Raw genomic sequence first — 15,830 nt, 5'->3', positions numbered from 1 at the left:
AAGTAAAAAACAATGTCAATTCAATTTTTGAATCCTCATATTCTTTGGTTTTTATTTCTGCTGATCATTCCAATCATCATACATCTTTTTAATTTTAAAAGATTCACAAAAGTATATTTCAGTAACCTTAGATTTTTAAAAAACTTTAATACCGAAAACAAACGGAAATCAAAACTAAAGAAATTATTGATCTTACTCTTACGATTATTGGCTTTGGGGTGTGTAATTATCGCCTTTGCTCAACCGAGTCTAAATTCTAAGCTCAATAACTCCCATAAACAGGAAAGACTAAGCATTTATATTGATAATTCGTTTAGCATGAATGGGAATACCGAAGAAGGAAATGCTCTGGAAATTGCTAAAAACAAAGCCTTTGAATTAATTAAATCGGTACCCGATGATGCAAAAATTAAAGTGTACAGTAATGATATTTCTCATCTCTCGGTCAGTCTAAATAAAGATCAGGCAATCGCCAGAATTCAAGACATACAACCATCACCTGTAAACGTAAAACTATCCAACAAAATAAAAAACATTACTATTGACACGAAAGATGAATCAAATGATGTCTTTGTTTTTTCTGATTTTCAAAAATATCAAAGTGATTTTGAAAACATTACAACAGATAGCTTAATGAGCATTCATTTTGTACCATTTAAAATTCAAATAGCAAATAATATCAGTATAGATAGTTGTTGGTTTGATAAGCCATATCGTAAGTCTAAAGAAATTCAACAACTACATGTTAAATTAACAAACACTTCGGTTACTGATTTGGAAAAACTTCCCGTCCAATTAAAAATTAATGATAGCATTAGAGCAATTGTTTCTGCTGATCTTAAAGCCTACTCTACTCAAATTATACAGCTTAAGTTTACAAACCCCAAAACTGGATATTGTTTGGCTAAGATTGAATTAAACGATCATCCAATAATTTATGACAACAACTTATTTTTCTCTTATAAAATTGATAACAATTCCAATATTCTATCAATAAATGAATTTTCTGAAAATAAATATGTGAGCAAACTATTCCAACTTTCAAGTGATTTTGAGCTTACAAATATTGAAAAATCGAAATTGTACAACCAAAACCTTAACAATTATAAGCTGGTTATTTTAAATGAGATAAAGGAAATTGAAAGCGGATTAAATCAAATCATTAAAAATTATCTAAAAAACGGAGGAAATGTTCTGTTCGTTCCAGGAGAAAAAATTAATTCCAGTGTCAATTCATTTCTTTCCGAAATATCTACTAACGAATACACCACTATTGATTCGAGCAGACAAAGACTTTCCTTAATTGAAAAACATGCTGAAATATATAAAGATGTTTTCAAAGAATTGGAATCTAATACCAGGCTTCCTGATATATTTAAGCGCTACAAATTGAGTACTTCCAACAACACAACTACTGAAGCAATATGGAAAACGGCTGGTGGGGATAATTTATTTGTCAAGAATAACTTTGGTTTGGGACAGTTTTTCCAGTTAAGTATGAACCTAAAACCTACTTGGACAAACTTAATTGTTCACCCAATCTTTGTACCAAGTGTGATCAATCTCACAAAATCAAAAGGAACAAAAAGCAATTTATACGACCAAACAGGGAAAAATATTTCACTTACTGTAAATGCATCTAAAACCATGCAAAATGATATTCAATATCATATTACAAGCATAAGTTCAGAAATCGACTTTATTCCTCAACAATTTTACTCTTCAAATCAAAGTGTAAACCTTTACACGCATGATCAAATAAGGAATTCAGGGCATTTTTTCATCAGGCATAACGATTCAATAATAGAAACACATTCATTCAATTATTCAAGAAAAGAATCAATACCAGAATATTACAGCCAAGAAGATGTTAAATCGAAAATAACATCAATAAAAAGCATGTCAAATGTAATTTCTCCATCAAAAATGAAACTATCTGAGTTTTATAACGAACAAAGAGATGAAAGTAGCTTATGGATAACATTTATTTTATTGTGTTTTACATTTATGCTTGCAGAAAGCATTATACAAAACATAAACAATAAATCTTAACGAATATCAACAATCTATCTTTCAATCTTTTTAATCATTTTACATTAACATAGACCCAAATCCAAATAAATGAAAATTGACACAAAAATACAATTACGTCAGCTAAAGAAAATTCATACAACTGCAGGAATAGGTTATTGGGTATATTACTATGGTTCAAAAGAAATGTGGTGGTCTGAGGTTACCTATTCAATATTTGGGTACAAGAAATCAGATTTAACTCCTAATCGCGAGAAACTTTTTAAACACATTCACCCTGAAGATCTTTCATTTTTTGAAGAAGCCTTATTGCAGATGAAAGATCAACCAATGGAAATTGAATTTAGGTTTTACAGAAATGGGGAATTAAGATTAGGGAAAATTACGGGCGAAGTTTACAAAAAAGAAGAGCAAATAGAAGAGGTTCTTTTTCAGGACATTACAGACATAAAAATAAAAGAATTTGAAATTGCAAAAGCATGGAACAAAGCTCTTGAGGCTGAAAATCTTAAGAATGCTTTTCTTGCCAATATGAGTCACGAATTAAGAACTCCTTTAAATTCAATAATTGGTTTTTCTGAACTACTTGAAACTGGAAACTTAAATGGAAATGTTCCAAAATTTGCGGGATCGATTAAAAACTCTGGACTTCAGCTTTTAAAAATTATTGAAGATTTACTAAAGGTTTCTATGCTGGAAAGTAGAACTTCCAAACCAATTAAACGCAATTTCAATCTTAACCAAATGCTTAAAGACGTTAGGATTAAGTGTGAAAAAGAGATTACATCTTCGAACAAAGAACATGTGCAATTAAAGTTTGCTCCTAATATTATCGACAAAAATATCGTTATTAAATCAGATCAAAATAAGATCTCAAGCATTCTTAATAAAATATTACACAACGCCGTTAAGTTTACTGATAAAGGATCTATTTCATGCACTTATCAAATTAAAAATCAAGCCGTTCATTTTACTATTAGTGATACTGGACCAGGAATTCCGGAAGAATATAAAACAAGTGTTTTTCAACGCTTCAGACAAGTGAATGAATCAAACAGCAGAACACCAGAAGGAACAGGTCTTGGCTTATATATTTCCAGATTAGAAATAGAATTACTTGGTGGTAAGATTTGGATTGCATCAGAAAAAAATGTCGGTACAGTTGTTAATTTCAGCATTCCCGATGTTACCGAAAATACTATAATTGATGATATTGATCCTATCCCGGAAATCTACAATTGGGAAAATTACACGGTTGTAATTGCCGAAGATCAAATGACTAATTATAAAATCATTGAAGCCTATCTTCAGAGAACCAACATTAATATCATTTGGGCAAAAACGGGTCAAGAAGCTATTCAAGCTTGCCTAAACAGAGCTGAAGTTAATTTAGTACTTATGGATATTAATATGCCACATACCAATGGCTTAGAGGCAACTAAAATAATTAAAGAAAAGCGTCCAAACTTAAAAATATTAGCACAAACAGCTTATGCTCTCGAAGGAGATAAAGAAAAATCATTATCAGCTGGTTGTTCCGAGCATCTTGCCAAACCATTTAATAAAACCGATTTATTAATGGCAATGTCGAAGTACCTTCCTTAATTTATAAGGCTTTCACATTTTATTTGGATTTACTGTTTTAATCATAAGCAAATCTATAATTAAGAATTGCATTTATGATAAAAGTCAGATTTTAATTATTTTTTTGATTTCATTTATTTTTTTCTTCAAAAGGCATGGAAAATCAAAAAATAATTACAAAATTGGCGTACCAAAATTTAAGTATTTAATCCTAATAAATAAATCTTATAAACATTGTAATTATGACTAATACAACAACAATGACAGCAAAAGATTACATGGAGAAAGAGTCCAAATTTGGAGCTCACAACTATCATCCACTTCCAGTAGTCTTAGAACGTGGCGAAGGCGTTTATGTTTGGGATACAGATGGAAAGCAATATTTTGATTTTCTTTCAGCGTATTCCGCTGTTAATCAAGGACACTGTCATCCAAAAATTATTAACGCATTGGTTGAGCAAGCACAAAAACTAACCCTTACCTCACGTGCTTTTTACAGTAATAACCTTGGTAAATATGAAGAGTTCGTAACTAATTACTTTGGGTACGATAAAGTATTACCAATGAATACAGGTGCTGAAGCTGACGAAACAGCTATCAAGCTTGTTCGCCGTTGGGGTTACGATGTAAAAGGTATTCCTGAGAACGAAGCTAAGATTATCGTTTGTGATGGTAACTTCCACGGACGTACCGTTACAATCATCTCTATGTCTAACGATCCAGATTCATATAAAGGATTCGGTCCATTCACACCAGGTTTCGTTTCAATTCCTTACAACGATACTGAGGCATTGGCTAAAGAATTAAAAGATCCTAATGTGTGTGCATTCCTTGTTGAGCCTATTCAAGGTGAAGCTGGTGTTTATGTACCTGAGAATGGATTCTTGAAGAAAGCTTCTGAGCTTTGTAAAGAAAACAATGTACTATTTGTTGCTGATGAAGTTCAGACTGGTATTGCAAGAACAGGTAAATTATTAGCTGTTGATCATGAAGGTGTTCGTCCTGATGTATTGATTCTTGGAAAAGCAATTTCAGGTGGTGTAGTTCCTGTATCTGCAGTATTGGCAGATGATGATGTAATGCTTGTAATTAAGCCAGGTGAGCACGGTTCTACTTTTGGTGGTAATCCAATTGCCTGTGAGGTTGCAATGGCTGCTCTTGAAGTAGTTAGAGACGAGAAATTAGCTGAGAATGCTGAGGCAATGGGTAAGATTTTCCGTGAGGAATTATCGACTGTTAAATCTGATATGATTGAGCTAGTACGTGGTAAAGGTCTTCTTAACGCTATCGTAATTAAGCCTAAAGGTGGTAAAACTGCTTGGGATGTGTGTATGCGTCTTCGCGACAACGGTATGTTAGCTAAACCAACTCACGGACATATCATTCGTTTTGCTCCTCCATTGACAATTAACGAAACTCAACTTCGCGAAGCGATTGAGATCATTAAGAAAACAATGGCTGAATTTGAATAATCGAATTTTACAGATAAAAAAAGGGGCAATTCCAAATTTGGAATTGCCCCTTTTCATTTTTATTCTTACGATTGGGATAACCTATTTCGTTATTATCAATTTCGTTCGAACCACTTTATCAGGATATTGAATGGTCAAGAAGTAAAAACCTCCCGCAAGACCTTTCAGATCAAACTCTAACTTTTCAGAATTGAAATGCCCCTTAATTTCCTTCGAGACTACAAGCTTACCTGCAGAATTAAAAATCCTTAAGAGTCCATCCTTATCTATTGCATTAATCTCTACAAAAAATTCACCACGATTTGGATTTGGATAAACCACCACTCCACTCTCGGCAATTAAATCTTCAATTCCTGTTGTAATAAATACTTGCTGAGAACTCTCACTATCTGGACAAGCTCCATTCGATGCGGTTAATGTTACCACGTAACCACTACCGCTTGAGTTTTCAAGAACGTAGGAATGACTAGGTTCAAATTCACTACTCAATACACCATCTCCAAAATCCCAAAGAATAGAGGTTGCATTTGTACTTAAATTCGTAAAATGAACCTGATTGTAATCAATTTCAAATGTAAATTCAGCTTCTGGTTGCTCTAATGGACTCACTGTAATTGAATTTGAATATTGCGAAGAAAAACCTGCTTTGTTAACAACAGCACGGTATCGTTCATTTTGAACAATTTCATTCGTTACCAACAACTCCGCATTTTCTCCTTCAAGATCTTCATATACATCATCCAACTCATTGTATTTTTGCCATTGAATTTCTCCATCGAAACCAACAAGTGTAATATTTGATTTTGAACCATAACAAACCAACTCCGGATTGGCTGTTGCCTCGCCTGCCCTGTTCGACTTAGGTTCAGGAATAGTAAATCTTGCCGACATTATGGAAATTAGTCCTGTTCCTTCAAATTCCATTCTAGCTCCTTGCACTTCCATCTCACTAGTCGCTGCCAAATCAATAAATTTAATTTGTCCATTTGCTGCAAGCTGAGTTAAAGTTCCGGATAAAGTCCAATCTTCTAAATCTGCCTTACGAACGGTTACAGGCGATTCATTATCCGTATCACAAATATTTCGATATTGATCCTGAAGAGACAATTGTGGTTGTCTGATAAACTGTTCTCCGTTTGTTGTCGGAGGTGATGGCTGTTTCTCAATTATCAGATATTTAGATTTACCATGATGAATTGCTTGTTCAAACCTTGTTGTATCATAACTACCTGAATATACATACATGGAATCAACTCCGTACTTTTGTAAAATTGAAGTGACTGTTGGATCAAAGGTAATCTGTCCAGGAACTGAAATATCATAGTTTCCTTCCAAACTTCTAATACCATATCGGATATCTAAAATTTGATCTCTCCATGATTTGTTATCGGTAAATGTAACTACAAATTGTTCATCTACATTTGCATCAACAGCTGGAGTAATTATTGGTGCTGGAGGTCGAACAATATCAAAACTATCCGATACTATATTTAGTAATCCATCAGATGTAAACAGCAACCTTGCACCTATTACCTCATCTTCACTAAAAGCACCTAAATTTGTAAACTGAACAATACCTTCCACTGATGTAATGGTTTTTATTCCGCTCAAACTCCATAAATTAGAATTATCATTATCCGGATCAGAAAACTTTTGCACTAAAACTTGAGTAAGATCATCACTTGTACAATTGTTCTCGTATTGATCTTGCAATTGAATTTTTGGCTGTTGAGCCAAAGTATCACCATTGTTCTCTGGTCCTATTGGTTGTTCAATAATAACCATGTCAGTAGTTACTCCATGTCCGATAATTTGTTCAACTCTAGCATCAGCATATCCGTTTGCTACAACTACAATGGTATCGGTTCTGGCAATAAACAAAGTCGAATCTTTATCAGGATAAAAAGTAATAACACCAGGTTCAATCAAGTAAGAAGTATCCACCAACGTATTACCTGCAAAACTGATAGACGAAATAGAATCTCTCCAACTTGCGTTGTCACTCGCCTGAATCGTAAATTCATTGTCAACAGTTGCATTCTCTGCTGCCGTCAAATCAATTACAGGAACAGGAATTGTAAATAAATCAGATACTACACTATCACCAATAAAATAGAACTGTAAGTAAGCAGAATCTATTGCAATTTCACTTTTTGCAGTTAGATCAGTGAAATTAATCAAACCATCCACAGAAGTTACCTCAAGAGTTCCTCCCAACTCCCACGCTTTGGTGTCGAATTTTTCGACTGATACTATGGTAGAAATGTCAGTTGTACAATCATTCAGATATTGATCTGCTAATTTCAGTTCAGGTTGTTGAGCCAATAAACTTCCATTTTCAGATGGCGATGTTGGTTGTGTTAAAATCAATAAACTATCCGCAACACCATGCTGAATATCTTGCTGTATGGTATCATGAGAAAATCCTCTTGACTGAACGATCACCTCATAACTTCCATTTGTTTGTAAAAACTTCGATTCTGCCGGAATCAATTCAAGCTCACCAGCTACAGAAAAATTATAACTCTCTGCCACTAAGACACTGTCATTTACCGTTACAACATTAATCCTATTTCTCCATACAGAATCTTCTTCAAAGGTAATTTTAAATGGATTATCAACTGTTGCCCCAACCGCTGCAGTCAATACAGGAGGCGTTGCAATATCAGGAATATCAAAAGGTGTAGCAACAACTCCATCCATATCTGTAGAGCTAAATATAATTTCAGCTCCTATGATCGGTCCGGTTGAAAAGGCTGACAAATCATTAAAACTTACAATTCCATTCTCAGCTGTTTTTTCTAATGTACCTGCTAAGTCCCATTCTCCCTCATCATTTCTACTGGCTGTAATGGTCTTTTCATTATCACTATCGCAAATATTAGAATACTGATCGTAAAACTCCAGAATTGGCTGTTGTGCCAACAAATCTCCATTTGCTAAAGGAGCCAATGGTTGTTGTGTAATATTCATACTATTAGCAACTCCATGACCTACGGTTTGTTCTGCCGTAGCATCACTATATCCTAACGCCTTAACTACAATATCGAATACACCTGATTTTTGTAAAAGAACCTCTTCGGATACATAGAATACAATTTTATCCGAATCAATATCGTACGCCGAACTTGGAAGTGTATCTCCTTCATAAGTAATCAATTCAATACTCGTCGACCAGGAATCATCAATTGAAAAATAGGTAAGTTCAAAATCGTTATCGACTGTTGCATCAAATTGAGTTGACAAATTTGGTGGATTTTGCAAGGATGGAATATCAAAAGGATCGGAATCAACGGAAGCAATTCCATCTCCTGTAAAAGTAAGATATGCACCTGTTACAGCTAAACTACTTGATGCAGTTAAACTTCGGTAATTAATTACTCCATTGCTCACCATTTGTAAAGTATCGCCCGCAAGCAACCAATCTCCTGTTCCCCCTTTAATCACTAAAACTTCATATTCATCTTCAGTATTACATGCATTATTATATTGATCTTTTACAGAAATCTTAGGTTGCAAATCCAATTCTCCACCATTAACCAATGGAGCAGTTGGTTGCGTTTCTATTACTAAAGTATCTGGCTTACCATGTTTTATTTCCTGATTTACAGTTGAATTTTGATATCCTCTAGAAAAAACAATTATCTCCTTAGTATCGGCAACTTGCATACTTGCATCCTGCGATGGATCGAATACAATTTTACCAGCCTGACTCTTGTCATAAGCAAATGTGGGAAGAGTAGATCCATCGTAAGATACAGAGTCAATTTTCCCCTGCCATTCGGGATTTTCCGAAAAAGTAACATCAAATAAAGAGTCAACTGTTGCACTTGTTGAAGCTATAAGAGAGGGTGCAAAAAGAGGAGCTGGAATCAAGAACGAACCAGATTCCACATTTGTTAGTCCTGTGCCGGAAAATGTAATTGTTGCATCACTTATCAAATCTGTACTTCCGGCAGTAAGATCTGTATATGCTACAACACCGTTTGTTACCATTAAAGAAGCTGTACCTTCGAGGTCCCAGCTGCCTCCGCTTGCATTTGCATTTATAGTTATAGAATTCTCTCCTGTACAATCATTAAAATACTGATCCTGTAATTTTACAACAGGTTGTGTTCCCAACTCCTCACCATTAGAGTTTGGTCCCATAGGCTGAGTTGTTATCACAATATTTTTTGCCACACCATGTGCAATTGCCTGTTCAACAGAATCGAGTAAATAGGATGTTGAAGTAACATATATATAGTCGGCATTTACCAATTGCAATAGTGCCGATTCGCTTGGTTTAAATGTAATTTTACCTGCGACTGTAGCGTCATAAGCATTGGTTGGCAATATTGCATCACCATATTTTATTTCGGTAATTTTTGATCTCCAATCTGCATTTTCCGTGAAAGTAATTTCAAAATCTGTATCAACTGTTGCATTCGATGCTGCTGTTAGAATCGGTCCGGCATTTAAATCTGGAATATCAAATGTTGTTGAATTAACAATTGTTAAGCCAGAAGCCAAAAAGCTAATAAACGCACCATTTACTGGACCATCACTCGCTGCTGTTAAATCAGTATAACTAACCGATCCATTCGCTGCAGTTTTTATTAAAGTTCCACCAAGAGTCCAATCGTTCACATCTCCTTTATCCGCAGTTATCTCAATAGTATTTTCCTCTAAACAATCATTTCCATATTGATCTCGAAGAGTAACACCTGGCTGAGTTGCCAATTCTCCACCATTCTCCACTGGAGCTGCCGGTTGTAAAACAATCACCATTTCACTTGCAACACCATGCTTTATCTTTTGAGATACACTAGCTGTTTCATAACCTGCTGCGTGCACCTCCAAATCTTTAGTATCTGCCACCTGTAAATCAGTATCCTGAGAAGGATCAAATATGATCTTTTCGCCCTGAGTTTTATCGTAAGCCCCTTCAGATATTAGATTTCCATCATATGTAATTGAATCAATTGCCAATTGCCAGGTTGGATTAGCAACAAAAGAAATTTCAAATTCTCCGTCAACAGTTGCGCTTGACGATGCTAACAATTGAGGTGAAGCATCTAATGCAGGTACTGTGAATGCACTACTTGTTACATCTGTTAAAGAAAATGACGAAAAAATAATTGTCGCAGTAGTAAGCTCTTCATCACTACTTGCCGTTAAATCTGTAAAATTAAAAACACCAGACGATGAAGTCAAGCCCAAGGTTCCTCCTAAGGTCCATGTTCCACCTGAAGCTACCGACGAGATAGTTGTAGTATTATCTGTTGTACATACATTTGCATATTGGTCGTGCAATTGTACCACAGGTTGAGTAGCCAAACTTGCTCCATTTGAACTCGGTCCAACAGGCTGAGTACTTATGAACAAATCAGCAACAAGTCCATGTCCAATTTCTTGTGTAATCTCAGCATTCGAATAACCACTTGAAATAATAGATAGTGCTTGAGAACCAGCAACCTGAAGTAATGCTGATTCAGCCGGTTTAAGGGTAATACGACCAATGGAAGTTGTAACATATGCCTCTACAGGCAATGAATTTCCTCCGTATTGAATGTCCGTAATATTTCCTCGCCAGCTGGCGTCGTCACTAAATGTAATAGAGAATTCATTATCCACTGTTGCATTTATAGCAGAAGATATATCTGGTACATCATCAACGGGTATGTCAAATGGATTCGAATCAAGCGTAGCAAAACTTCCAGAAGAGAAGGTTAGATAAGCACCTGCAACAGCTTCTGTACTGGTGGCTGATAAATCAGTGTAAGTAAATACTCCTCCTGCCAAAGTTTGATTAGGTGATCCACCTAACGTCCAATCACCAGCATCTCCTTTAGCAACTGATATTGTAGTCGCATTATCACCTGTACAAGCATTTCCATATTGATCCAAGCTACCTATTTCAGGTTGAGTTGCAAATAATCCTCCATTACTACTAGGAGCAGTTGGCTGTGTAGTAATACTTATTGATGCCGGAGCTCCATGTCCTATTTCCTGAGATAAAATTTTATCATTAAATCCTGCAGATACAAAAACGAAATCTGCTGTCCCAGATATTTGCAATTCTGTTGATAGCGAAGGATCAAAAGTGATTTGATTTCCAACACTGATATCATAGGCAGCTGCATCTACTGTATTCCCATTGTAGGTAATACTACTAATTTTACTTTGCCATGATTGAGTATCTGTAAAAGTAATAATGAATGAATTATCAACTGTGACTCCCGTTGCCGCAGTAAGATCAGGTGGTGAATTCAATCCCAAATTAAAGTTTGTTGAATTAACACCTGTCAAACCCGAGGAAGAAAATCCGATAAATGCATTATTCACAACTTGTGTACTTGAAGCTGTTAAATCGGTATAGGATAATACTCCTGAGGTAATAGTACCGGTTAATGTTCCCTGTAGATCCCAGTTTACAGGATCATTCTCTGCTGCTGTAATTGAAATTGAACTATTACTGGTACAAATATTACTATAAATATCTCTTGCACTAACAACTGGCTGTGTTTGAAACGGATCTCCATTGCTAGCTGGAGCTACTGGCTCTGTATCAATTGTTAATTGTGTAGCCACACCATGTCCTATGGTCTGAGATACTGTTGCATTATTATAACCATCAACAAAAACGATCATATCCGCTGTTTTAGCCGTTTGTAGTACGGCATCAGCAGAAGGGTCGAAAGTAATTTTATTGCTGGTAGAGTTGATGGTATATGCAATGGATGGCACCGTATTTCCATCAAAAGAAATACTATCAATATTCGATTCCCAATCCACATTATCATCGTAAGATATTTCAAAAATTCCATCTACGCTTGCTCCTGATGATGCTGTAAGATTCGGTGCTGTATTTAAACCAAGGCTAAAATCTGAAGAAGTCACTCCTGTTAATCCTGTTGATGAGAAACTTATATTTGCTCCCGTTATATTCTCATTACTGCTAGCTGTAAGACTGGCAAAAGTAAGAGTTCCCGAACTTGCATTTTGATTTAAGCTTCCCCCCAAAGTCCAATTTCCGGCATCTCCTTTGGCAGCCGTTATTGTTCTTGAGCCATCGGTAGTACACAAATTATTGTATTGATCTAAAATTTCAAGAACTGGTTGTGGGCTAAATTCACCTCCATTAACCGAAGGCGCTCCAGGTTGAATATTAATTGATAATTTATTAACTGCTCCGTGCGCTAGGACTTGAGATAGAGTAGCATCACTAAATCCGTCTGAAGAAATTACTAAATTAGCAGTTCCTGCTGTCTGCAATGCAGTTGATAAAGATGGAGTAAATACAATTGTTCCTGTAGTTCCCGTATTATAAGCAGCAACATCAACAGTGACTCCATTATAAGTTATAACACTTATTTTAGATTGCCATCCATCAACGTCTGTAAAAGTAATTGTAAAATCAGAATCAACATCTGCATTAACATCCTCTGCCAAATCTGATGGCGGTCCATTTAAACCTAAACTAAATGTTGATGAATTCACTCCGGTTAAACCTGTACTACTAAATGAAAGGAAAGCACTTGAAATTGCTTCATTACTACTAGCAGTTAGGTTAGTATAGGAAAGAATTCCGGTATTAACACTTGCTGTAACATCACCCCCTAAAGTCCAATTTCCAGCATCACCTTTTGCAACTGTTACCGAGGTGGAATTATCCGTTGTACAATCATTATTATATGAATCCTGTAATTTAACTACAGGCTGATCTTGCAATTGACCTCCATTCACACTTGGTCCGGTTGGTTCAGTTACCATTACTATATTTTTAGCCGAACCATGACCAATTGTTTGTGATACAGGAGAACTGTTATTAAAACCATCCGAAGAAATAATTAAATCTGCGGTTCCAGCTACCTGTAAGGCGGTAGATAAAGATGGAGTAAAGGTTATCTCTCCACTTGTTGCTGTATTGTAGGCGGCATTATCAACAACATTCCCATCATAGGTAATGCTATTAATATTTGATTGCCAATTGTTTTCATCCGTAAAGGTAATTGTGAATGGATTATCTACTGTAACGCTACCTGCTGCAGTTATATCTGTAGGCGCATTATTTAAGCCCAAACTAAAATCAGAAGATGTAACCGGAGTAATTCCTGGAGAGGTAAATTCAATATTTGCACCAGTAACTTCCAAGGCACTACTTGCTGTTAAACCCGAAAAAGTCAATACACCTAAGTTTGCATTTTGATCAGGTGTACCTCCAAGACTCCAATCACCAGCATCAGCTTTTGCCGCGGTAATTGTTCTATTTCCATCCGTCGAACAAAAATTATTATACTGATCTCTAACCTCAATAACAGGCTGAGGATTTAATTCTCCACCATTTATAGCTGGAGTGCCTGGCTCTGTTGTAATTGCCAGTTGATTTGCTACTCCATGCCCAATAACTTGCGATAATGGTGCTGTATCGTCAAATCCATCAGAAGAGATAATAAAGTTAGCAGTACCAGAAGTTTGCAAAGCTGTTGATTGAGAAGGATCAAAAGTAATTTGATCACCAACACTAATATCATAAGCAGCTGCGTCTACATTATTCCCATCGTAGGTTATACTACTAATTTTACTTTGCCAGGATTGTGTATCCGAAAAAGTAATGAAAAATGTTCCGTCAACAGTTGCTCCAGATGCTGCTGTTAAGTCTGGAGGAGAATTTAAACTCAAATTAAATGTCGCTGAATTTTCACTGGTAACACCAGTTGCTGAAAAGGTAATAAAAGCACCAGTCACCACCTGAGTACTTGAAGCTGTTAAATCAGTATATGATAAAACACCAGAAGAAATTGTTCCAGATAGGCTTCCATTCAAATCCCAATTTCCAGGGTCATTTTCTACTGCTGTGATAGATATTGAACTATTACCAGTACACACATTGCTATATTGATCCTGTACATTCACAACAGGTTGAGTTTGAAATAAACCACCATTATTAGATGGAGCAACAGGTTCCGTGTCCATAACAATCTTTGATGGAGCACCATGTCCGATGGTTTGTGATACAACTGCAGTTTCATATGAATTAACTGATATTTCAATGTTTGCAGTTTTTGCAGTCTGTAAAGATGAATGTTCTGATGGTTTAAAGAGTATTTTATTACTTGTAGAGTTAATTGTATACGCACTACTTGGAACCGAGACTCCATCAAATGTAATACTTAATGAAGGGGAAGATTCCCACTCAACGATATCTGTATAAGAAATTTCAAAATCATTATCCACAGTAACACCAGTAGCAGCCGTAAGTGTTGGTGCAGTTTTTACTTCTATTGTAAAAGGATCAGATTCCAAGGAGAAAGAGGCGATCCCAAAAGTGATAGTCGCATTATCGACCTTAAGATCACTACTAGCTGTTAGGTCAGTGAAAGTAATTACCCCGGAAGATGCATTTGGATTTGCTCCACCCAAAGTCCAGGTTCCATCACCTGTTTCACTTAATGTTACCGTGCTTGCATCATCAGTAGAACAAGGATTGTTGTATTGATCCAGAAGTTGAAGAACTGGCTGAGCACCTAATTCACCACCATTAGATACCGGAGCAGCTGGTTGAGTAGTTATTGTAAATTGACTTGCAGATCCATGCCCAATTTCCTGAGAAACAGAAGCGTCTTCATAACCTGTTGCAAATACTACCAAATCGGCAGTTCCTGCAGCTTGCAATGCTGAATTTCCACCACCTGGTTTTAAGGTAATTGTATTAGGTCCTGTATTTAGCGTATAATCTGTTGTTTCTGTTAAACTTGCTCCATTATATGTGATGGAAGTGATTTTGGTTTCCCAATTTATATCCTCTGTATAGCCAACATCAAAGTTAGAATCTACAATTGCACTCCCTGCAGCAGATAAGGTAGGTGCACTATTAAGTGCAATTGTAAAAGCGTCGGAAGCAAAAGTATAAGAAGCAATCCCAAAAGTAATCGTTGCATTATCAACTTGTACATTACTACTTGCTGTGAGATTGGTAAAAGTAATGATTCCTGAAGATGCAGACGGATTTCCTCCGCCCAAAGTCCAGGTTCCATCACCTGTTTCACTTAATGTTACCGTGCTTGCATCATCAGTAGAACAAGGGTTACTGTATTGATCCAGAAGTTGAAGAACTGGCTGAGTACCTAATTCACCACCATTAGATACCGGAGCAGCTGGTTGAGTAGTTATTGTAAATTGACTTGCAGCGCCATGCGCTATGGTCTGCGAAACTGTTGCATTAGCATAGCCTCCACTAGCAGTAACAACGACATCTGCTGTTCCTGAAGTTTGCAAAACAGAATTCCCTACAGATGGTTTCAAAGTAATGGTACCACCTGCATCTATTATATAATCCTCGCTTCCAGGTACCGATGCATCAAGAGTTGTACCATTATATGATACAGTTAAAATAGAGCTTGCCCATGTACCATCATCAGTAAATGTAATTACAATATCATCATCTACAGTTGCGGAGCCGTCGGCAGATAACGTGGGGGTAACTTGAGCGAAAAGAAAAACAGTGGAGAATACGCATAGGTATCCCAGGAGTAAATATTTTTTCATAACATAGGACTTTAGGTAACTAACAGGCTTAAAAAACCAAAGCATGTACCAAAACACCTACACTATTAAATATCAATCCATTGAATAGGGCAAATCTTACTATTTCAATTTATACGGAAATGGAGATATATCCAAAGTAGGCGGATAAACCTGCTAAAAGCGTAGTGTTTACAGTCCTTTAGGATAATACCTCCTTTTTTGGATGATTTATCC

Annotated in this window: 4 protein-coding genes; 3 read left to right on the top strand and 1 reads right to left on the bottom strand. The window is 36.1% G+C overall.

Annotation, left to right across the window (positions count from 1 at the left end):
* The first annotated feature begins 12 nt into the window (after positions 1 to 12).
* The 3 genes from GCQ56_RS17725 to rocD all read left to right on the top strand — a co-directional run bounded on the left by GCQ56_RS17725 (position 13) and on the right by rocD (position 5,087).
* Entirely contained in the window at positions 13 to 2,052 is a 2,040-nt protein-coding gene (locus GCQ56_RS17725) for a BatA domain-containing protein (RefSeq protein WP_152735874.1), read from the top strand.
* Between the two features lie 69 nt (positions 2,053 to 2,121).
* Positions 2,122 to 3,636: a PAS domain-containing hybrid sensor histidine kinase/response regulator gene (locus GCQ56_RS17720; RefSeq protein ID WP_152735873.1), complete on the top strand. Its 1,515-nt coding sequence runs from the start codon at positions 2,122 to 2,124 to the stop codon at positions 3,634 to 3,636.
* Between the two features lie 221 nt (positions 3,637 to 3,857).
* Entirely contained in the window at positions 3,858 to 5,087 is a 1,230-nt protein-coding gene (gene rocD, locus GCQ56_RS17715; RefSeq protein ID WP_299994746.1) for an ornithine--oxo-acid transaminase, read from the top strand.
* An 81-nt stretch (positions 5,088 to 5,168) separates the two neighbouring features.
* On the opposite strand, the gene GCQ56_RS17710 is transcribed toward rocD, so the two are convergent.
* Positions 5,169 to 15,617: a hemoblobin-interacting domain-containing protein gene (locus GCQ56_RS17710; RefSeq protein WP_193323828.1), complete on the bottom strand. Its 10,449-nt coding sequence runs from the start codon at positions 15,615 to 15,617 to the stop codon at positions 5,169 to 5,171.
* Between the last annotated feature and the right edge of the window lie 213 nt (positions 15,618 to 15,830).

This window comes from Marinifilum sp. N1E240, assembly GCF_009295825.1.
GTDB lineage: Bacteria > Bacteroidota > Bacteroidia > Bacteroidales > Marinifilaceae > Marinifilum_A > Marinifilum_A sediminis.
This window is presented reverse-complemented; position numbering and strand designations above follow the sequence as displayed.

Excerpts from the sequence above, each read along its gene's own strand:
- GCQ56_RS17725 (WP_152735874.1), top strand. The coding sequence starts at position 13 with ATGTCAATTCAATTTTTGAATCCTCATATTCTTTGGTTTTTATTTCTG.
- rocD (WP_299994746.1), top strand. The coding sequence starts at position 3,858 with ATGACTAATACAACAACAATGACAGCAAAAGATTACATGGAGAAAGAG.
- GCQ56_RS17710 (WP_193323828.1), bottom strand. The coding sequence starts at position 15,617 with ATGAAAAAATATTTACTCCTGGGATACCTATGCGTATTCTCCACTGTT.
- GCQ56_RS17720 (WP_152735873.1), top strand. The coding sequence starts at position 2,122 with ATGAAAATTGACACAAAAATACAATTACGTCAGCTAAAGAAAATTCAT.